Origin of the sequence: Salinisphaera orenii subsp. halophila YIM 95161 (genome assembly GCF_003732545.1) — a bacterium.
In the GTDB taxonomy this organism is placed as follows: Bacteria; Pseudomonadota; Gammaproteobacteria; order Nevskiales; family Salinisphaeraceae; genus Salinisphaera; species Salinisphaera orenii_A.
Genome location: NZ_AYKF01000094.1, coordinates 1 through 21,447 on the forward strand (window position 1 = coordinate 1; position 21,447 = coordinate 21,447).

The window sequence follows — 21,447 nt, forward strand, 5'->3', positions numbered from 1 at the left end:
CGGCACAGGATCGGCCGAAACCTAGAACGCCGCGGGCTCGGGACAGCCGTCATGTCCCGAGGCCCGTCGCCACGCCGTGCGAGCCCGCGCCGGGCGCTGTCGTGCGGCCGGACGAGGAATAGCCCATCCCGCGCAATCCGCCCCGGCGGCGTACGACAACGCTCGGTATTCGCATCTTGTGAGTTTCCCGGGCGCTCGGCCCGAGGCGTTGCGCCGCCCCTGAACGACTCACCAGAGACGCCCCTGCGGCTTTGCACGTCTTGTCCCGACGAGCCACGATCGGCGAGTCACGCCGTGCAGAGCACGATGTGCGGGCTTCGTACGGGTTTGCACGACGTTTCGACAGGGTCTGAAAGGAGCGCTTATGGTGACCTGCTATTTACGGTATGTGATCGATCCTATGAAAATCGAGGACTTCGAGCACTATGCAAGGCTCTGGATTCCGCTCGTCGAGAAATTCGGCGGTCGACACCACGGTTACTTCCTGCCGCATGAGGGCGCGAACAATATAGCGGTGGCGCTTTTTTCGTTCCCGAGCCTCGCCGAATACGAAGTCTACCGAGATAAAGCGTCAGACGATCCACAGTGTCGGGCTGCGATGGCGCATTACGAAAACACTCGGTGCTATTTCAGCTATGAGCGATCGTTCATGCGGCCGATCTTCGACTGAACGAACGGGGCGAGGCGCGGCCGCCGACCATTCGAGGCGTTGCCCCCGTCCCGGAATCCGGCCACGGGCTGCGGCCACTTCGATGGCAGCCGAGCCGCGGCGTACGCAGAAGCAGCAACGGCGGCCGGCGTGTTCTCACCCGCCCGGCCGCCGCTCCATCGCCGTGGCGACGACGGGATGTCGGATCATTGCGCGGTCGCCATCAGCGGCAGGCGCCGAGGGCTCACCCGCATCAGGCGTCGGCCGGCCGGCTCGCCTCGGCCTCGATCTGGATCTCGACCTCGTCGGAGACCATCGGCACGAAGGCGTCCATGCCGAACTCGCTGCGCTTGATCTCCGTCTCGGCCGAAAAGCCGCACGTGTACTTCTCGGCGTCCATCGGATTGGTCTTGCACAGGATGTCGTCGACCTCGAGCGTGACCGGCCGGGTTTCGCCGTGCAGGGTCAGCTCGCCTTCGACCGTGGCCTCGTCCTCGCCGTCGAAGCGCACGCGTGTCGACTCGAAACGCATCTCCGGATATTTCTCGACCTCGAAAAAGCCGGCCTTCTCGCGCAGATGCTTGTCGCGTTCGGCATGACCGGTATCGACGCTCGCCGGATCGAGCGTGACATCGACACGACTGCCGTCACCCTCGCGATCCATGACGATCGTGCCCTCGGTGACATCGATCCGTCCGTGCATGGTCGACAGGCCCATGTGGCCGATCTCGAAGTTGCCGTAGGTGTGCGACGGGTCGATGGTGTAGGTCTCGGCCGCGCCCGCGGTCCCCGCGGCCAGCGTCAGTGCGGCCAGGCCGGAAATCGGTCGAATCATGTCGTGCCCTCTCTGGAATGGATACCGGGCGCAGTGTGCGCCCCGGTTCTGCTTCGACCATCGAGTCTAGCAGATGGTTCGCCGGGAACGACATCGCGGTGACGCGACGGTGCGTCCGCCGAGCGCCGACGCGCCGCCTCCGCCGTTCATCCGTCGACGCGGGCCGTGCGTAGACACCGCTTCTCATCCAGAGCGGCCTGCACGATGCCCGAAGGTCCCGAAATCCGCCGCATGGTCGACGACATCGCCGCTGCGGTGGCGGCGCGCCCCGCCGCTCGTGTGCACTTCGCCTTCGCACGCCTCAAGCCGATGGAAACGAGGCTCGCCGGACGACGGGTGACATCGGTCGAAGCCCGCGGCAAGGCGGTGCTCGTGTTCTTCGCCGCCCGTGACGACGACGGGCCCTGGTGTGTCTACAGCCACAATCAGCTCTACGGTCAGTGGCGTATCGGCCCGGCCGACCGCGCGCCCGAGACGCGTCGTCAGCTGCGCTTCGCGATCGTCGCCGGCGAACGCGCCGCGCGGCTCTACAGCGCCTCGGACATTCGTGTGCTGCGGCCGGACGCGCTGGCGAGCGTGCCCTATCTGGCCCGGCTCGGCCCGGATCCGCTCAACGAGACCGTGGACGACGCAGCGCTGACCGCGCAGCTTACGGAGCCGCGCTTCGCCGGTCGCGCCCTCGGTGGGCTGCTGCTCGACCAGGCGTTCGTGGCCGGCATCGGTAACTATCTGCGTTCGGAGATCCTGTTCCTCGCCGGCGTGCACCCGAAACGGACACCGGCGACGCTGACGTCGACCGAACGCGCGCATCTGGTCGCCGCCATCCGCACGCTGATCGAGCGCGCCTATCGCCTGAAGGGCATCACCAACGATCCGGAACGTGCGCGGCGCCTCGCCGATGCGGGCCATTCCTTCAGCGCGCGACGGCACATGGTGTTCGGCCGCGCCGGGCAACCCTGCCCCGTCTGCAACGGCGCCATCGAGAAACAGCGCGTGGCGAGCCGGCGACTGTATCTGTGTCCGGCCTGTCAGCCGGCGTCGCCGCTCGCCGCCAGCTGACGCATCTAGCCGCCCAGCAGTCGGGCGATGAGCCAGACCGCGAGCCCGGCGGGCACGAGCCCGGCCAGAACCCAGACACCGTCGCGGCCGGTCAGTCCGAGCCCGGTCAGGGCGATGGCCATGGCCGGGGCGGCGGCCGCGAAGGGGATGACCTCCAGCGGAATCATGCACAGACCGAGCGCCACCCCGGCCAAACCGATCACACGCGTCGCCGCCCCCTCGGTGAGCGCGGTCAGCCGCGGCTGCACGAGGCGGTCGATGCGACGTGTCCAGGGTTTGATCCGATAGGAGACCTGCTTGTAGCGGCTGCGCTCGATCGACAGCTGCTTGAGCCGCTTCGGCAGCCAGGGCACGGCCTTGCCGAATACGAGCTGCGCCGACACGAGCGCGATGCATACGCCGCAGATGGTCGGAATGCCGGGCACCGCGCCGGTGGGCAGCGCGGCGATCAGGGCGAGCACCAGCACCAGTGGGCCATAGCCGCGCGCGCCGATCACGCTCAGCACCTCGCCGATGGACAGGCGCTCGCCTTCGCCGACGGCATCCAGCGATTCGAACAGCGCCGTGAGCGTCGTGGCTTCGCTCATGCGGGCCTTGGGGGTCGGAGAATCAGAGGTGCGAAAGATTAGCATGGGCACAGCCTCTCGCGCGCGTCGGCGTGGCGCGCGTCACCCCGGCCCGGCATGGTCTAATGTAAAGACCACATTTCCCGCGAAAAGAACGACCATGGACTACAAGCGACTCGGCCGCACCGGGACGAAGGTCTCGCCGCTGTGCCTCGGCACGATGACCTACGGGACGCCGGAATGGCGCGAATGGGTGCTCGACGAGCAGGCCAGCCGCCCCTTCATCAAGAAGGCACTGGATGCCGGCATCAATTTCTTCGACACCGCCGACATGTATTCGGTCGGCGAATCGGAACGGGTGGTCGGCAAGGCGCTCAACGACTACGCCCCGCGCGAGGACTTCGTCCTGGCGACCAAGGTCTACAACCCCATGGGCGACGGCCCCAACGACCGCGGCCTGTCGCGCAAGCACGTCATGCACGCCATCGACGCCTCGCTGACGCGGCTGGGCATGGACCACGTCGATCTCTACCAGATCCATCGCTTCGACTACGACACGCCGATCGAGGAGTTCATGGAGGCGCTGCACGAGGTCGTCAAAGCCGGCAAGGCGCGCTACATCGGGGCCTCGAGCATGTACGCCTGGCAGTTCGCCAAGTGTCAGCACGTCGCCGAGGTCAACGGCTGGACGAAGTTCGTGACCATGCAGCCGATGTACAACCTGGTCTATCGCGAGGAGGAACGCGAGATGCTGCCGCTGTGCGCGGATCAGGGCGTGGGCGTGATCCCCTGGAGCCCGCTCGCCCGCGGTGTGCTCGCCGGCAAGACCCAGGGCGCGGACGGCGAGTCCACCCGGTCGCAGACCGACGAGAACACCCGCAAGTGGAATCTCGGCGCGGCCGAGGCCGACGACCGGGTGATCGCGTCACTGCGCGAGGTCGCCGAGGCCCGCGGCGCGTCGATGGCCCAGGTCGCACTCGCCTGGGTGGCATCCAATCCGCGCATCACCGCGCCGATCATCGGTGCGAGCAAGCCGGCGCATCTGGACGATGCGATCGCCGCCCTCGACATCGAACTGAGCGACGACGAGAAACAACGCCTGGAGGCGCCCTACGTGCCCCATGCGATCGCCGGCCACCGCTGAAGCGGCTTGACGCGTGCCGGGGTGATCGCCGCACCCCGGCCGGGTCGAACGGTCAGCGCGCCGCGGCCCGGATCGCGCGCAGCAGCGCGTGGGTCGGATAGCCGTCCGCGGTCCGGCCCTGCTCGCGCTGGAAGCCGCGCAGCCCGGCGCGTGTGTTCGGGCCGACGAGCCCGTCGGGCGCGCCGACCTCGTGGCCGAGTTCGTTGAGCAGCCGCTGCATCTCGCGGACCTCGTCGCGCGAGAGACTGGCCAGCGTGCGCGGCCATTCGCCCTGCACTCCCGGGTCGCCGGCCAGCCGGTCCGACAGCAGGCCGACCGCGAGGCCGTAGCTGGTGGCGTTGTTGTAGCGCAGGATCACGCGGAAATTCGGGCCGACCAGAAACGCCGGCCCGTGGGCACCGGCCGGTGCGAGGATGGATCCCGCCTCGAACTGCGGCAGGCCGCGGTCATCCACCGCGCGTACCCCGGCCGACCGCCAGGCCGCGGTGGTGCGGCGCGTATCGATCTCCGCCTGGGCGTAGTCGAAGTCCGGCGGCAGCACGACCTCGCGCCCCCAGGTCCGGTCCCGCTGCCAGCCGTTCTCGGCCAGGTAATGGGCGGTCGAACCCATGACATCGGCGATACTGCCCCAGATATCGCGGCGACCATCGCCGTCCGCATCGACCGCATAGCGGCGGAAACTGGTCGGGATGAACTGCGTGTGGCCCATGGCGCCGGCCCAGGAACCCTGCATGCGTTCGCGCTCGATATCGCCGTCCGCGAGGATCGCCAGCGCCGCGTAGAGCTGTTCCTTGGCGAAATCGCGGCGGCGGCCGTCGTAGGCCAGCGTGGCCAGAGCATCGATGACTTCGTAGCCGCCGAAGTTGCCGCCGAAGTTGCTCTCCACGCCCCAGATCGCGCCGATGATCGTGCGCGACACGCCGTAGCGGGCTTCGACCGTACGCGCGGTCTCGGCGTGGCCGGCCAGCTCTTCGCGCCCGCGGGCCACACGGGTGGCCGAGACGGCGCTGTCGAGATACGTCCAGATGGCCCGCGTGAATTCCGGCTGGCGACGATCCAGCTCGATGATGCTCGGCTGGAAGGTGGCGTCGTCGAAGGCTTCGGCCAGCGTATCGCGGTCGACGCCGCGGGCGGCGGCGCGCTCGCGGAAACCCGCCACCCAGCGTTCGAAGCCCGCGGCATCGCGTGGCGGTGTCTTCCGTTCGGCCGGTTCGGACGCCGCTTCGTCCGCCGCCTCGGGCGACGCCGCGTCGCCGGTCTTCGCCGAGGCCGACTCGGCGTCGGCGGCCGGCGCCCCGCGCACGTCGGGATGGGCGCAGGCGCCGAGCAGCAGCGCGAGTGCGGACAACGTCAGCGAAATACGATACGACATGGGACGGCCTCGATCGGTCGAACGGTGACGGACACGATTGTGCCTGCGCCGGAACGGGCCCGGTTCCGCCAGGCCGGAAGCGCGCGGCGCAGCTAGGCTACCGCACCCGCGGCCTGCGCGGAGGCCCAGGCCCACTGGAAATTGTGCCCGCCGAGGTGGCCGGTGACGTCCACCACCTCGCCAATGAAATACAGCCCCGGCACCGCGCGGGCCGCCATCGTCGCCGACGACAGGGCCGCGGTGTCGACGCCGCCGAGCGTGACCTCGGCGGTGCGATAGCCTTCGGTGCCGGCGGGTACGAAGGGCCAGGCCGACAGCCGCTCGGCGAGCGCCGTCCGCTTCGTGTCATCGAGCTGGCGCAGCCGCGGATTACCGAGAGACTCGGCGCCGAGATCGTCGCACAGACAACCCGCAAGGCGCCGCGGCAGGCGTTCGGCAAGGACGTTGACCAAGCGCGCATCGGGCCGCGCTGCACGGCGCTCGGCCAGCCACGCGTCAACGTCGGCCCCGGCGAACAGATCGACGGTGACCGTATCCCCCGGCTGCCAGTAGGACGACACCTGGAGCATCGCCGGCCCGCTGAGACCGCGGTGCGTGAACAGCAGGCCCGCATCGAAGACCGCCTCGTTGCAGACCGCCTCGACGTCGATACCGATGCCCGAGAGTTCACCAAACGCGTCGCGCGGCCGACCATCCAGCGTGAACGGCACCAGCGCGGCGCGGGTGGCCCGCACCGGCAGCCCGAAGGCGCGGGCGATGTCGTAGCCGATGCCGGTAGCGCCCATCTTCGGGATCGAGAGTCCGCCGCTGGCCACGACCACGGCCTCGGCGTGCACCGCGCCCGCGTCCGTCGTCACCACGAAGCCATCGCCGTTCCGGGCCACGGATTCGACCGGCGTCCGGACGTTGACCTCGACGCCCGCGGCCGCGCATTCGTCCCGCAGCAGGTTGACGATGCGCTTCGAGCTGTCGTCACAGAACAGCTGTCCGCGTTCCTTCTCGTGGTACGGCACCGCGTGCGCCTGCACCAGCGCCAGGAAATCCGCCGGCGTGTAGCGCGCCAGCGCCGATTTGCAGAAATGCGGATTGGCGGAGAGGAAATTCGCCGGCGTGCTGTGGATGTTGGTGAAATTGCAGCGTCCGCCGCCGGACATGAGGATCTTCTTGCCGCAGCGCCGGCTGCCTTCGAGCACACGCACGCGACGACCGCGCGCCCCGGCCACGGCCGCGCACATCAATCCGGCCGCCCCGCCGCCGAGCACGACCACATCCGTTTCTTCGCTCTGGATCATCGACGCGCTCCGGTATCAGCTGCGGATGCAAGAGCCCGAATACACAGCCACGACAAGCTCTTGCGTCGCCGCAAGCGCGCGCAGAATAGCAGCCGCGGAGCGCGCCCGACAGCGGCACACAGCGACGCGGCCACGGCTCCTTATCATTCTGCCGAGTCAAGCGGCGACACCTTACACAAAGGGCCTGTTCAGTTCCGGAAACTGTTTCTCTGAAGAAACAAACGTCCGGACAGTTGGGGACAGACGCGGTAGAACATTCGCTGCCCGAGCTCCCCTCGCTGCCGGAATGCAGGCTCGACAGCAGGCGACTCGGTTAATCGCCCTCGGAGGAGCCCTCACAGCCGGCGGCGCGCATTGCCCGGCGGCTCGTTCTGTATGGGCACGCCGTACCGTGACGCCGGTCGAAAACGTCCGCCTCTGCAATCCGTGTGCGACGATCAAACGCAGATGTAACGCCCGGTCCGCATCTGCCCGGAGTCGGGCCGCCTCGGCATTTTCGTCGGCCCGCCGGCGGCGCCGACCGGCCCGCCATGACGCGCGACATCGACCCGATCCGGCGATACCCGTCGGGCACGATCGCATCGCGTATCTAAGCGGGCATGGCGCCGTTTCAGCAGTCTGGACACACCGGCCACGGCCGATTCAGGCCGATACGCGGCGTTCACGCATCGGCCACCACGCCGATGGCAATCTCGACGCCGGCGTGCGCGACTTGCGCAATCACACGATCTGCGCCCATGCTCGATGGCATGCAACATGCAGCGGCCGAGTCACGATTCGCGCCGGACCGGCTGCCAAGGGGGACACCGCATGGGTTGGCTCGATACTCTGCAACAGGCGATCTACGCCGTGATGACGCCGGTCAGCGACTTCATCTGGTCGTACATCCTGTTCTATCTGCTGTTCGGCGCGGGCATCGCCTTTACGGTGCTCACGCGGTTCATGCAGTTCCGCCTGTTCGCGCACATGGCGCGCATCACCTTCGACATGCGCAGCAGCGAAAAGGGCGTCAGCTCCTTCCAGGCCCTGTCGACGTCGCTGGCCGCGCGCGTCGGCACGGGCAATCTCGCCGGGGTCGCGCTCGCGCTCTGGGTGGGCGGCCCGGGGGCGGTGTTCTGGATGTGGATGACCGCGCTGGTGGGGCTGGCCACCACCTTCATCGAATGCACGCTGGGCCAGGTCTACAAGATCCACTACGCGGACGGCGTCTATCGCGGCGGGCCGGCGTATTACATCGAACGCGCGCTCGGCCAGCGCTGGATGAGCATCCTGTTCGCGATCTTTCTGATCATCGCCTACGGCTTCGCCTTCTCCGGCGCCCAGGCCAACACCATCGCCAAGGGCATGGAAGGCGCCTTCGACGTGCCGACCTGGGCGACCGGCATCGCGCTGGTGGTGCTCGCGGGCATCGTGGTCTACGGCGGGCTGCGTTCGATCGCACGCGTGGCCGAGAAGATCGTGCCCCTGATGGCGATCGGCTACTTCCTGGTCGCGATTTATGTGCTCATCGCCAACTACAGCGAAGTGCCGGGCATGCTCTGGCTGATCGTGCAGAGCGCGTTCGGCTTCGGGCCGGCCGTGGGCGGGGCCGTCGGCTACACCATCAAGGTCGCCATGGAGAACGGCGTCAAGCGCGGCCTGTTCTCGAACGAGGCCGGCATGGGCTCCACCCCGAACGCCGCCGCCACCGCCGACGTCAACCACCCGGCCGCTCAGGGGCTGGTGCAGTCGTTCGGTGTGGTCATCGACACGCTCATCATCTGCAGCTGCACGGCTGTGGTAATCCTGCTTTCGGGCGTCTACGATCAGATGCTCGCCGGCAACGGCGGCGACGATTCCATGCAGGGAATCAAACTGACCCAGGACGCCATGGCCGATCACCTGGGCGCCTTCGGCGTCGGCTTCATCGCCATCGCAATCCTGTTCTTCGCCTACACTTCGATCCTGGCCAACTTCGCCTACAGCGAGATCAATCTCGAATACTTGGCCGGCAAGCACGCCAAGAAGGCAGTCGCCGTCCTGCGGCCCGCGGTACTCGCCATGGTGATGATCGGCTCGGTGGCCACGCTCGGCTTCGTCTGGGACTTCGCCGACCTGGCCATGGGCCTGATGGCCACGACCAACCTGATCGCGATCCTCTGCCTGACGCCGATCGCGCTGCGGGTATTGGCGGACTACGAGCGCCAGCGCCGCCAGGGCATCGCCGAGCCGGTATTCGATCGCAAGGTACTCAAGAATCCGGATCAGGTCGAACCGGGCATCTGGGACGGCACATCGACGGACGACTGAGGCGCCGCGCAGCGGGCCGACCCGCCACTGTCGTCGATTTCGATGTTTCGGAGGCGCGGTGATCCCTTGTCGCCGCGTAATCGCGGCCCGGGCGGTTCACGCCGCTCAGCTCAGCCGATCACCCGACCCTGCCATCGCAGCGTGGCCGAGGTGTCGCCGGTCAATTCAAGCGCCCGGGTCACGATCGAGTCGAAGTCGTCCGGGTTGTCGAGCGTCTCACGAATACGATCCGCGTCGTCGCCGATGTGATCGGCGATCGCGCGAACGATCTCGAGGCTGGTGTCGTTCTCGCGAGCAATGCGTTCGAGGTCGGCCACGGGAGCTCCTGTCTTGGTAACGGCGATGCCTCCATGACAACACACCGCCGCGGTGATTCCATCGCGGCGCCGAAGGCGGCCGCGCCCGCCATGGACGCGGCCGACGTATCCCGCGGTTCAGGCCGCGGCCCGCGCCACCGTCTGCTGGCGCCGCTTGCGACGGGTCGAAGGCCAGTTGGCCAGGTCGACCTCGTCACGAATCTCGGCGCAAACGTCGATCACGCGATTGAGCTGTGCAATCGTCAGATTCGAGTTCAGCGACAGCCGGATCAGGGAACGCTTGGTCGCCGTCGCCGGCGCACAGAACACCGAGCCGAACACACCCCGCGACTCCAGCGCATCGCGCAGCACGATGGTCTGCGGCTCGGGCCCGGCCTCGAGCGCGATGATCTGCGCTTGGCTGATATCGACATTGTACCCCAGGGCGTCGAGGTGACGCCGCAGATAATCCGCATTCGCATGCAGACGGGCCCGCTTGTCGTCGGCCAACCGCACCAGATCCAGGGTCTTTGACAGGCCCGCGATATCGTGCGGCAGCAGCGAGGAACTGAAAATCGCCGGCAACGCATTGTATTTGATGAACTCGCGCAGCCGCTCGCTGCAGGCGATGAGGCCGGCGCGACCCGCGAACGCCTTGGCCAGACTGGCGGTCACGAAATGCACACGCCCCTGCAGGCCCATGCCGGCGACCATGCCACGACCCTGATCGCCGTGCGTGCCCAGCGAATGCGACTCGTCGACGATGATCACGCAGTCGCTTGCACTGGCCACATCTACGATATCGGTCAGCGGCGTGACGCTGCCGTTGGTGCTGTAGACCGTGTCGACAATGACGATACCGGGACCGTGGCGCCGGATCATCGACTCCAGATGGCCCGGATCGTTGTGGCGGAAGGTACGGGCCTCGAGCCCGGCACTGCGGATGCCCTCCCAGAGCGAGGCATGCGCGAACATATCGATGTAGACGGGCGTGCCGGGCGCACCGATCGACTGGATCAGCCCGACGTTCGCGGCATAGCCCGACTGACAGAGCATGCTCGACTCCATGCGCATCCACTGCGCCATGCGCCGCTCGAAATGCAGCTGCGGGCTGTCCCCGTGCAGATAGACCGCCGACATCACCATCGTGTTGTCGGTCCCGCGCAGACTGTCAATCTGCGCCTGCATGACGTCCGGATGGTTGGCCATGTCGAGGTAATCGTTGCTGACCATCATGATGGCGTCATTGCCGGGTTCGCGACCATGCATGATGTGGCCACCGTTCCAGGTCTTCTCGACGCGCTCACGGAAATAGTGATCCACGTGATTGCGGAGAAAGGCCGGCTCGGCAACCGCCTTGGGCAGCAGTGACTCGCGGTTGATCACGTTGGTTTCGGTCTTCATGGGGCACCCCTTGGAATGAAAAGTTGATAAATATGACGCGCAAAAGAGTTGACAGAGTGCGTCAACTCTAATATTGTTTATTATACACAAATTCGGTTTTTTAATATATTAATTATATATTTCGCTCTTTTCCCTAAAGGCGATTCTTTTGTCATCTTTGTGCGCGCATCACGAGGTGCGGGCGTGACTATCCGTTTGGATCACGGAAGATTTCCCGATCAAGCGCAAGCGGCCGCGCCTAAGCGGAGAGAGGGGATGCCGCGCGCTCGGCAGACCTTGCCGACGTGGGCCGCGATTTCCGCGGCCCGCCGGACTACATGAGGGCGTAGCCGACCGTGTCCAGCCACTCCAGATAGCGGTTGTACGTCGCGGTCGGGCCACCCGACGCATCCAGCTCCGGCACGTGATGGAACAGCGACCAGGCGTAGAGTTCCCGCCCCTCCAGACGCTCGGCGGCACTGGTGTCGCGGGCCCAGCGCTCGAAGCGGTCCTCGCCGGCGGCGGGATCGAACACCACCCGGCCTTCCGCGAGCGCTTCGAGGCAGGCTGCGGGCGCTCCCGCCCGTCGCGCCGCATTCATCTGCTGCGCGCGTTCCGCGCCGTCATACAGCACGAGACGGCGCATGCGGCCGTCCCCGTCGATCAGTATGAAACCCGGCGGATTCGCGCACAGATAGTGCTCCACGAAGCCGTGCCCCGCGGCGAGTGTGGCCATCAGCGAGGCGACTGCCGGATCCTCCAGAAAGCTCGGACTCTCGACCTCGAAGACTTCCCCGGCGGCCGCGAACGTATCGCGGATATGAGCGTGCTGCAGTTCGCGAATCGTGCGGTTGAGATGCTCGTAGACCTGATGTTCGCTCTTGCGGATATAGCGATCGATCACCCCGCGGTTGAAGGCGTCCACGGCGTCGGCCTCGGTGGCCACGCCGGTGAACAGGATCTTCTTGATGTACGGATTGTCGATGCGCTCGCAGAACTCCAGCCCGTTCATCTGCGGCATGGCGTAGTCGACCATGACCACCGATATGCGCGAGAACCGGTTGGTGAACAGCATTTCGCGATGAATGGCGTCGGTATCCAGCGTCACACGGGCCGGCGCATCGGCTTCCGCGACCGATATCGAGCGCAGCTCTGAGCCCACGATCCGGAAAAAACGCTGACGGGAGCCGTCCTGCGGCTGGCCGTCGTTGATGTAGGTCAACGCCTTCGCCGTCGAGTCGAACAGCAGATACGCCAGATCGGCCTCGAGCTGCAGGGTCAGATTACCGAGGAAATCGATATCGTCGTCGACGAGCACGATCTGCGTCGGATGAAAATACGGAACCAGTTCAGTTGCTGTCATCATCTTCAATCGGCGGAAAACTCATCACGAACTCAGTGTACTGCCCGAACACGGATTGACAGCGTATCTCGCCGGCGAAGCTGCGCATCACCAGATCGGCGAACGCAAGCCCGATGCCGGTACCCTGCCCACGCGGCAGTCCGGAATAGAAGCGCTCGAAGATGCGCGGCAGATCGTCCGGATGAATCCCGGGCCCGGTGTCGCGAAAATGCAGGCGATGAGCGCCCGAACGCTGGTGCTCGGTCCAGATCCGGATGCGACCGTCGTCGACCTGGGCCAGATAATAGAGCGAGTTCTTCATCAGATTGAACAGCACGTGGATCATCAGCAGCGAGGAACCACGAAAGACGAAGTCGTCGCCCGGCAGCCATTCGACAATGGCGCGCTCGCGCTCGGCATGGAAGGGATAGCGTTCGAGCGCCGCCTCCACGCAGGCATTCATGGACTCGCGCTGGAAAGTGGACTTATCGATCGTGGTGCGACTGGAGTTGACCAGCAGCATGTCGAGGATCACGCTGGTGTACTCGGTCTCGGCGTTGATGCGTTCGAGCACCGACTGCATCTGGCGATAGTGCGCCTTGCGCACCGGCTGGACCGGCAGACCGTGATCGCGGGCGAGCTCGAAGCCCTCGAACACCGCCGGTAGATAGTTCTGCAGTCCGCGCGCGCCGCTGCGGATGCCGAGCAGCGGCGTGCGCAGTTCGTGCGCCATCGTCCCGACCGCTTCGGTGATCGCGGCAAGCTTCTCGCGAGCGACGAGCTCGGTCTTGTAGTTGAACGTGCTCCCGGCGATGAGCCCGAACAGATAGGTGGGCAGCAGCACCTCCGGCGGCAAACCGTCCGGGCCCAACTCACCGTCGACGAGCATGAACACGCCCCAGGCCAGACCGCCACCGACGAATGCCAGTATCAGCGTCATCAGCCAGTCGAACACGAGGATGACCAGCAGCATGCAGGCGGCCATCGTCGACAGCGACCAGATGGGCGAGAAGTCGTTCATCAACGCCATGAACATGAAGAAGAACGGCAGCATGTACAGCAGAATGAACAGCCAGTAGAGCGTGAGCTTGTCGCGCCAGAACTCGCTGCGCGCCAGCTGCCGCTCGAACAGCATCGGCAGCGACACGATCACGCTGAGAATCCGCAGCCACAGATTCTCATACTGCTGCGGATACACATCGGTCCAGAAGTAATAGTAGAGCGGATGCCCGATCACCGCGACCACGCCGAAGGTGACCATATTGGCGCGCGAATAGTCCGCGCTCAGCCGGATCGAGGCCGCCAGGCGCAGGCGCAGACGCCGCAGGAGCACGGGCAGGCGCCGTCTCAGGCCGGTCAAGATCTCGCCGTGCTGCATGCGGGCTCGTCCTGGTGTCGTGCCGATCCGCGCGGTCACAGTCGGCTATCGTATATGCGATGATGAAAATTACCGAACGGGGTGTCCCGCCGGGCCGCGCGAGAGCGCGTCGGAAATCGACTCCTTCGCAAACGCGGTATATTACGCACGACCTTCTTGCGAGCGACCCCATGCCGAGACCACGCGTCTTGCGATCCAGCGCCCACGCCGACCGACGGCACCGCGAGTCGCGGCGGGGCTGATGCGCATGTCGGGCCTCATCCGACTGCTCTGCGCGGCACTGGGCGTGACCGTGGTGGCCCAGTGGGCCTTTCTCTGGCGTCTGGAGGATATCCCCACCGGCACGCTGGCGCTGCTGGTGGTGCTCAATGTCGGCCTGACCTGCATGGCGCTCGGCACCGTGGCTGCGGTCTGGCTCGCCCACCGCCGCGGCACCAGCCCGGCATCGAACGCCGTGACCCGCTGGCTCGAGAACATCGACATTTCCGGGGAACAGCGGCCGGAACCGGCGTTCCGCGTCGACTCGCAGGACAGCGAGCTGGTGGCGGCCGCGGAATCGCTCGTCGCCCGGGTTCACCGCTATCGCGACAAGTTGCTGGTGCGCCATCAGCGCGTCCAGCGTCTGCTGCGCAACGTCACCGACGTGCTCTATCACATCGATGCCGACGGCCGGATCACCTGGATCACGGATACCGTTACCGACATGCTCGGCTACAGCCCCGCGGAACTCGAGGGGCTGCCGCTGCGCGATCTGCTCGCGGACCCGGCGACGGATTTCGATGCGCTGGTCCGCAGTCCTTATCTGGTGCGTCATCCCACCCGCATCCGTCGCCGGGACGGCTCGCTGGCCTGGCTTCTGATCTCCTCGCGCCGGATCGACGATGCCGAAGGCCGGCCCATCGGCAGCGAGGGGGTCTGTCGTGACGGCACCCGGCTGATCGAGACCCAGCGCGAACTCAATGCCGAGAAGGAGCGCGCCCAGGTCACCCTCGCCTCGATCGGCGACGGCGTGATCACCACCGACGCCCGCGGCGCGATCGATTACGTCAATCCCCGCGCCGAACGCATGCTCGGCCTGCAGGCGGATCAGGCGATCGCCCGCCATTTCGACAGCGTGTGCCGGCTGCGCAACGACGAACGCGAAGAGATCGTCACCGGGCTGGTCGAGGAGTGCATCGCCGACGGCGAAGCCCGCGAATGGGACAACCACCTCACGCTGGCCATGCGCGGGCCGAGCCGTGAGGAATACGCGCTCAAGGTCACGATCTCGCCCATACGCGACGATGCCCAGGCCATCGTCGGCACCGTGATCGTGCTCCACGACATCACCCGTCTGCAGCAGATCTCGCGGGAGATGACCTACCAGGCCAATCACGACCTGCTCACCGGGCTGCCGAACCGGCGCGCCTTCGAGCATATGCTCGACCGTTTCCTGCGGGATACGCGCAACAGCGTGCAGCGACACGCGCTGTGCTATCTCGACCTGGACCAGTTCAAGCTGGTCAACGACACCTGCGGCCACCACGCGGGCGACGAGATGCTGCGCCAGATCTCGACCCAGATCGCCGCCCGGCTGCGCGGCGAGGACACGATCGCACGCCTGGGCGGCGACGAGTTCGGCGTGATCATGCGCAATCTCTCCCTCGAGGACGCGGCCGCCAAGGCCGAGACGCTGCGCGCCGAGATCGACACCTTCCGCTTTCGCTGGGAGGACAAGCTCTTCCGTCTGGGCGTGAGCATCGGCGTCACCGCGATCGACCATCAGGCGCTCAGCGCCAGCGAGCTGATGCGGCGGGCGGACACCGCCTGCTATCTCGCCAAGGAACGCGGCCGCAACCAGATCCACGTCTACCACGGCGACAGCGACGAAACGCTGACCTGGCACGGCGAGATGCAGCGCATGCAGCAGATCAGCGAAGCGCTCGAACACGAACGTTTCTCGCTGTTCGCCCAGCGCATTCAGCCCCTGTCGAAGACCGAGACCGATCGCCCCGGCATCGAACTGCTGCTGCGCATTCCCGATGCGGAGGACGGCCTGGACCCGCAGAACGTACTCATCACCGCGGAGCGCTACAACGTCGCCTCGCGCATCGACCGCTGGGTCCTCGAGAACGCGCTTGCGCTGATCGCCGGCGCCGAGCGACGGCAGGCCCGAATCGATCACTACAGCATCAACATCTCCGGCCAGTCGATCACCGACGAACAGTTCGTCGACTTCGCCCGCGATTGCATCGAGCGCTCGGGCGTGGACCCAGGCCGGCTCGTGTTCGAGATCACCGAGACCGCGGCCGTGACCAACACCCGCCGGGCCGGCGAGCTGATTCATTCACTGCGCGCCATCGGATGCCGGTTCTCGCTCGACGATTTCGGCAGCGGACTGAGCTCGTTCTCCTATCTCAAGAATCTGCCGTCGGATTTCATCAAGATCGACGGCAAGCTCGTGCGCCACATCCTGGACGATCCGATCGAGCGCTCGATCGTCGAGGCGATCAACCAGGTCGGCCAGGCGATGGGCCTGAAGACGGTCGCCGAGCACGTGGAGTCGCGCGCGCTGCTGCAGGCACTCGAACGCATCGGCGTGGACTATGTTCAGGGCTATCACGTCGCGCGGCCGATGGCCTTCGCCGAGATCGCCGACGAACTGTGTGCGCCGGGCGCCGCCGCGACATCGCGTCCGGCTGCACCCGGCCCCGCCGACGCCTGATCGAATCCATCGGGGCGCGGCGACGCGTAGGCATTCATCATCACGACCGATCACGGGGACTCCATGCGCTATTTCCGATGGCTTGTAACGCTCGCCATGCCACTGACGCTCGCGGCCTGCAGCCTCATGCCGAGCAGCGAGTTCCCGCGCGAGCACGATGTCGATCTCGACCGGTTCATGGGCAAGTGGTACGTGATCGCCCATATTCCGCCGGGGCCCACCGAGAACGCCTACAACTCGATCGAGCGCTACGAGCAGACCGAACCGGGACGCATCGAGACGGTCTTCACCTACCGAGAAGGCAGCTTCGACGGCGAGATGCAGACCATGGAGCCGACCGGCTACGTCACCGAGGGCTCGGGCAACGCGGTCTGGGGCATGCAGTTCTTCTGGCCGCTGAAGATGCAGTACGTGATTTCCTACGTCGGCCCGGACTACGACACCACCATCGTCGCCCGGGAGAAGCGCGACTACGTCTGGATCATGGCGCGGAAACCGCAGATCGACCGCGAGACCTACAACGACCTCGTCAAGCGCGTCGGCGAAATGGGTTACGACGTCGGCAAGCTGCGCAGCGTGCCGCAGCAGCCGCTGGACGAGCGAAGCGACGGCTAGCCGTGCGGCATCGCGCCGACATCGAAGCGTCGATGCCCGCACGCTCTTGAGCGCGCCGGACGCCGGCGAGTCCCCCCGTGACGAGTGGCGGCGGCTGAACGGCCTCTGGCCCCACCTCTGGGCGCACCGGCGCCGGGTGGCGGTCGCGCTCGCCCTGCTGATCGCGGCGAAGGGGGCGACGGTTCTACTGCCGATCGTGCTCAAGCACATCGTCGACGGGCTGGACGCCGACAACCGCACCGCCCTGGTTCTGCCCGTGGGGCTACTGCTGGCCTACGGCGGGCTGCGGCTGGCATCGGTGCTGTTCGGCCAGCTGCGCGATCTCGTGTTCGGCCGCGTCAACGAGCGCACCATGCGCCGGATCGCGCTGCAGGTCTTCGAGCACCTGCACGCGCTCGATCTGGATTTTCATCTGTCGCGGCGCACCGGCGGCCTGTCCCGCGACATCGAACGCGGTCTCGGCGGCATCAGCTTTCTGCTGCGCTTCATGCTGTTCAACATCATCCCCACCCTGCTCGAGATCTCGATGGTGGCCGGCATACTGCTGTTCTACTACAGCTACTGGTTCGCCGTGATCGTGCTGGCGAGCGTGGCGCTCTACGTTGCGCTGACCGCGGCGCTGACGGAGTGGCGCACCCGCCACGTGCGCGAATCCAACCGCTTGAATTCCCGGGCCAACACCCGCGCCGTGGACAGCCTGCTGAATCACGAGACGGTCAAGTACTTCGGCAACGAGCGCTACGAGGCCGACCACTACGATCGCGAACTGGCGGCCTGGGAGTATGCACTGGCCCGCTCGCGCCAGTCGCTGGGCGTGCTCAACACCGCGCAGGCGCTCGTCATCGCGACCGCCGTGACCGCCATGATGCTGCTGGCCGGACAGCGGGTGGTGGCCGGAGCAATGACGGTCGGCGATCTGGTCATGGTCAACGCCTACATGCTCCAGCTGTTCATACCGCTGAACTTCCTCGGTTTCGTCTACCGCGAGCTGAAAAAATCGCTGGCCGACACCGCCCGCATGTTCCGGCTGCTCGACGCCCGCCCGGCGATTCATGACGCGCCCGACGCCCGGCCGCTGGCCGCGACACGCCCGCGCGTGGCCTTCGAGCACGTCGCCTTCGGCTACGACGGCGCACGCCGCATCCTCGACGACGTCAACCTGACCATCGAACCGGGACGGAAACTCGCCGTGGTGGGCGCCTCGGGGGCCGGCAAATCGACCCTGGCGCGGCTGCTGTTCCGTTTCTACGACGTCGACGCCGGCCGGATCACGGTCGACGGTATCGACATACGCGAACTCACGCTCGACAGCCTGCGCGACGCGATCGGCGTGGTCCCTCAGGACACGGTGCTGTTCAACGACACCATCGAATACAACATCGCCTACGGCGACCCCGAGGCCGACGCCGACGCGGTCGCCCGCGCCGCGAGCCTCGCGCATCTCGACGACCTGATCGGCCGGCTGCCCGACGGCCTGGCCACCCAGGTCGGCGAACGCGGCCTGAAGCTATCCGGCGGCGAGAAACAGCGCATCGCCATCGCCCGCGCCATGCTCAAGAACCCAGCGATCCTGGTGTTCGACGAGGCCACCGCCTCGCTCGACAGCCATGCCGAGGGCGCGATCACCGGGGCGCTGGCCGAGCTCGCCGCCGATCACACGACGCTCGTGATCGCGCACCGTCTGTCCACCGTCGTCGATGCCGACGAGATCCTGGTACTCGATGAGGGCCGGGTGATCGAGCGCGGCACGCACGCCGGCTTGCTCGCGGCCGACGGCGCCTACGCCGCCATGTGGCGGCTCCAGCAGCGCCGCGGCGCCGTGACCACGGCAAGCTAGGGCCTGTTATTAACCCGGCGCCAAGACAGCTGAATCATCGGTTGTTCTCAACGCGCTTGAAAATAGAGACCGGCGCATCTCCGCTCTCTATTTTCAAGCACTTCGCGGCCGATGGCCGCGGCGAGCACGCTAGCGCATGCTCGCTTTATCAACCCGGCATGAACGTATTTCCATGCCGGGTTGATAGCACTTCATGCGAGCCCACGCCAAGCGCTTCCTGAAAATTGATTAGGGGCGGCAAGACGAGGCGTGTCGTACGCGCCGCGCAGTCAGTGTGCGACAACGCTGGATTGCCGCACGACAGCGCTTGTCCCGAAGGGTTGGGCCTCCCATGAAAATCGACCAGGGGCGCGCCACGATCCGCGAGTCGCGCCTTGCAGAACACGATCTTAGGTCTCCAACGCGGTCTTCGCATGACGTGTTAACAAGCCCTATACCGCGGGCCCCGCCGCGCGGGCGCGCCGCGACAGGCTCACGAGCGCGGCCAGGGCCAGCAGCGCCACGCCGATCGAGAACGCCACGCCGGCGGCAGGCAGACCGAAGACATCCGCGGCCAGACCGACCCCCACCACCGGGATCGAGATCGCGACATAGGCGACGACGAAGAACGTCGAGGCCACCTCGCCGCGACGCTCCGCCGGGCTGGCCGCGGTGACCGCCCCCAGGCCGGCCCGGAACGCGACGCCCTGACCGACGCCGGCGATCAGCGCACCGGCAATCATGAGCGCCAGCGATGCCGCCAGGATGGCGGCCGCCACGAGCACGATGCCCGCCATCAACAGCCCGCAGCCCAGCGGCAGGCGCCGGCTCTCGGGCAGCCGCGACTGCCCGGCCTGGCCCACCGTGGAGGCGACGAACAGCAGAAAGACAACGGCACCGGTCAGGGCCCGATTGTGGTGGCCGAGGACCTCGCCCATGAACGCCGGCGCCACCGCCGTGAACAGCCCCAGCACAGCGAAACCCGCAAAGCCGGCGATGGCCGCCGGCACGAACACCGGCCGCACCGACGCCGGCACCCGCAGCGGCTGCAGCCGAAGTCGCGGCCGGGCCGGACGCTGCACGCGCTCGGGCGCACACCAGACCGCGAACGCGGCCAGCGCGATGAGCACCAGATCCAGCACAAAGCACAGATGCGCCGGCCACGGCAGATATTCAGCCAGAACACCGGCGACCAGCGGTCCGAGGCCGAGCCCGCCCATGTTCGCGGCGGTCGCCACCAGGGTCGCCGCCGCCGCCCAGGCCGGCGGCGCCAGTTCGACCACGGCGGCGGTCGCCGTGCCGGTGAAGATGCCCGCCGACACCCCGGACAGCACGCGCCCCAGAAGCAGCAGACCGAGATCGTCGCCGATCAGGAATATGCAGGCGCTCGCCGCGGAGAATCCGAGGCCCGCAAACAGCATCGGCCGGCGGCCGAGCTGGTCCGACCAGCTGCCACCGATCACCAGTGCCGCGATCACGCCGACCGCATAGGCGGCGAAGATGACGGTGATCGTCAGCTGGGAGAAGCCCAGCCGTTCCTGCCAGATCGGGTAGAGGGGCGTGGGCAGCGTGGTGCCCATCATGTTGATCGCGAACGCCGCCGCAACGGCGACGCACATCAGCAGGGTACGATTCGACTCCGACATGCAGATCCACGGTGAAGACCCGGCGCATGGCGACGGCGCACGCCGGCGGGGGACACGAAACCAGCGCAGCCTAACACCGTTTCATCATGCACATGAACCGCTGTCCCGCCCACGAAAAAGGCCCGGCATAAGCCGGGCCCGTTCGCTGCTTCGAGTCGCGAGGCGCGGATCAGCTGTCGGCGAACCACTCGTCGATCATGTCCTGATTGTCCTCGACGAACTTGTCGATGGCCTCCTCGTAGCTCGTCTCCTGGGCGTCGTACATCGCCGCCTGCAGGTCCTCGAGCGGAATGTCCATGTTCTCGAGGAACGACGCGACTTCCGGATAGTCGTCGGCGAAGCCCTTACGCACGATCGCGTCGATGTGCTCCTTGCCACCGAGGGTGCCTTCCGGATCGTCCAGGAAGCGCAGGTCCCAGCGGCCGAACATCCAGTGCGGCGTCCAGCCCGTGACCACGATCCACTCCTCGTTCTCGACGGCGCGCTCGAGCGCCGCGGTCATCGCCGCACCGCTGGCCGAGACCAGGTTGTAGTCGTCCTCGAGCGCGTAGCCTTCCATCGTGTCCTCGGAGGCCTGCATCAGGCCGGCACCCGGATCGATGCCCTGGATCTTGCCGCCGAGCTTGTCGATGACCTCTTCGTCCTTGAGGTCCTCGATCGAGGAGAGCTTGTCCTCGGGCACGTAGTCCGGCACGACCCAACCCAGCTGGGCGCCCTCGTACAGCGGCCCCAGGTTATCGACGTCGTCCTTGAAACGCTCCCAGTAGTCGGCGTGCGTCTTGGGCAGCCACGCCATGAGCATGCCGTCGAGATCGCCGTTGGCCACGCCCTGGTACTGGACGCCGATAGCGGCCATCTTGAGCTCGATCGTGTAATCGGTGCGCTCCTCGATGACCTGCTTGGCGAGCTTGGTCACGAACTCGGCGTCGGACCACGCAGTCCAGCCGAATTCGATGGTGTCGTCGGCGGCCTGGGCGGTGCCCAGCGAACCGAAGGCCAGGCCGACCGCCATCGCGGCGGTGCCGGCCCAGTGCGTCATGCGATGTTTCATGGTGAGTCCC

Annotated in this window: 17 protein-coding genes; 7 read left to right on the forward strand and 10 right to left on the reverse strand. The window is 66.6% G+C overall.

All coding sequences use genetic code 11. The features are described 5' to 3' along the window. The first annotated feature begins 364 nt into the window (after positions 1-364). On the forward strand, positions 365-670 hold the full coding sequence (locus tag SAHL_RS11550) for an NIPSNAP family protein (protein WP_123591572.1): 306 nt from the start codon (positions 365-367) through the stop codon (positions 668-670). Between the two features lie 232 nt (positions 671-902). On the opposite strand, the gene SAHL_RS11555 is transcribed toward SAHL_RS11550, so the two are convergent. Then, a complete protein-coding gene (locus SAHL_RS11555; protein WP_123591573.1) occupies positions 903-1,484 on the reverse strand; it encodes a YceI family protein in 582 nt (193 codons plus the stop codon). Between the two features lie 204 nt (positions 1,485-1,688). Between SAHL_RS11555 and nei the strand changes: the two genes are divergently transcribed. Further along, entirely contained in the window at positions 1,689-2,543 is an 855-nt protein-coding gene (nei, locus tag SAHL_RS11560) for an endonuclease VIII (protein ID WP_123591574.1), read from the forward strand. 5 nt (positions 2,544-2,548) lie between these two features. Here nei and SAHL_RS11565 read toward each other — a convergent pair whose 3' ends face one another. Beyond that, entirely contained in the window at positions 2,549-3,130 is a 582-nt protein-coding gene (locus SAHL_RS11565) for an exopolysaccharide biosynthesis protein (protein WP_184947647.1), read from the reverse strand. Positions 3,131-3,269: 139 nt separating this feature from the next. Between SAHL_RS11565 and SAHL_RS11570 the strand changes: the two genes are divergently transcribed. Further along, positions 3,270-4,253 carry an aldo/keto reductase gene (locus tag SAHL_RS11570; protein ID WP_123591576.1) on the forward strand — a complete coding sequence of 328 codons (984 nt, stop codon included), beginning with the start codon at positions 3,270-3,272 and terminating at the stop codon, positions 4,251-4,253. Between the two features lie 52 nt (positions 4,254-4,305). Here the strand turns inward: SAHL_RS11570 and SAHL_RS11575 are convergent, their stop codons facing one another. Further along, entirely contained in the window at positions 4,306-5,625 is a 1,320-nt protein-coding gene (locus tag SAHL_RS11575; protein ID WP_123591577.1) for a lytic murein transglycosylase, read from the reverse strand. A gap of 92 nt (positions 5,626-5,717) precedes the next feature. Then, the gene (locus SAHL_RS11580) at positions 5,718-6,917 is read right to left on the reverse strand and encodes a BaiN/RdsA family NAD(P)/FAD-dependent oxidoreductase (protein WP_123591578.1); all 1,200 of its coding nucleotides are present in this window, start codon (positions 6,915-6,917) and stop codon (positions 5,718-5,720) included. 810 nt (positions 6,918-7,727) lie between these two features. Here SAHL_RS11580 and SAHL_RS11585 point away from each other — a divergent pair. Then, complete coding sequence (locus tag SAHL_RS11585) at positions 7,728-9,206, forward strand: alanine/glycine:cation symporter family protein (RefSeq protein WP_123591579.1); 1,479 nt, start codon at positions 7,728-7,730, stop codon at positions 9,204-9,206. Positions 9,207-9,316: 110 nt separating this feature from the next. Here SAHL_RS11585 and SAHL_RS11590 read toward each other — a convergent pair whose 3' ends face one another. The 4 genes from SAHL_RS11590 to SAHL_RS11605 all read right to left on the reverse strand — a co-directional run bounded on the left by SAHL_RS11590 (position 9,317) and on the right by SAHL_RS11605 (position 13,605). After that, positions 9,317-9,523 (reverse strand): hypothetical protein, encoded by a 207-nt coding sequence (locus SAHL_RS11590; protein ID WP_123591580.1) that lies wholly within the window; start codon positions 9,521-9,523, stop codon positions 9,317-9,319. A 117-nt stretch (positions 9,524-9,640) separates the two neighbouring features. Next, a complete protein-coding gene (gene cqsA / locus SAHL_RS11595) occupies positions 9,641-10,906 on the reverse strand; it encodes an alpha-hydroxyketone-type quorum-sensing autoinducer synthase (protein WP_123591581.1) in 1,266 nt (421 codons plus the stop codon). 313 nt (positions 10,907-11,219) lie between these two features. Beyond that, positions 11,220-12,248: a response regulator gene (locus SAHL_RS11600; RefSeq protein ID WP_184947649.1), complete on the reverse strand. Its 1,029-nt coding sequence runs from the start codon at positions 12,246-12,248 to the stop codon at positions 11,220-11,222. After that, positions 12,235-13,605 (reverse strand): sensor histidine kinase, encoded by a 1,371-nt coding sequence (locus SAHL_RS11605; protein WP_123591583.1) that lies wholly within the window; start codon positions 13,603-13,605, stop codon positions 12,235-12,237. The genes SAHL_RS11600 and SAHL_RS11605 overlap by 14 nt, the downstream gene beginning before the upstream one ends. 247 nt (positions 13,606-13,852) lie before the next feature. Between SAHL_RS11605 and SAHL_RS11610 the strand changes: the two genes are divergently transcribed. From SAHL_RS11610 to SAHL_RS11620, 3 genes are all read left to right on the forward strand, one after another. Next, complete coding sequence (locus SAHL_RS11610) at positions 13,853-16,309, forward strand: EAL domain-containing protein (protein ID WP_184947651.1); 2,457 nt, start codon at positions 13,853-13,855, stop codon at positions 16,307-16,309. 63 nt (positions 16,310-16,372) lie between these two features. After that, positions 16,373-16,924: a lipocalin family protein gene (locus SAHL_RS11615; protein ID WP_123591585.1), complete on the forward strand. Its 552-nt coding sequence runs from the start codon at positions 16,373-16,375 to the stop codon at positions 16,922-16,924. 46 nt (positions 16,925-16,970) lie between these two features. After that, positions 16,971-18,761, forward strand: coding sequence for an ABCB family ABC transporter ATP-binding protein/permease (locus SAHL_RS11620; protein ID WP_123591586.1), 1,791 nt, complete (start codon positions 16,971-16,973; stop codon positions 18,759-18,761). Between the two features lie 431 nt (positions 18,762-19,192). On the opposite strand, the gene SAHL_RS11625 is transcribed toward SAHL_RS11620, so the two are convergent. Beyond that, a complete protein-coding gene (locus SAHL_RS11625) occupies positions 19,193-20,386 on the reverse strand; it encodes an MFS transporter (protein WP_123591587.1) in 1,194 nt (397 codons plus the stop codon). Between the two features lie 169 nt (positions 20,387-20,555). Continuing rightward, positions 20,556-21,437, reverse strand: a complete 882-nt coding sequence (locus tag SAHL_RS11630; RefSeq protein WP_123591588.1) for a glycine betaine ABC transporter substrate-binding protein — start codon at positions 21,435-21,437, stop codon at positions 20,556-20,558. Positions 21,438-21,447 lie beyond the last annotated feature (10 nt).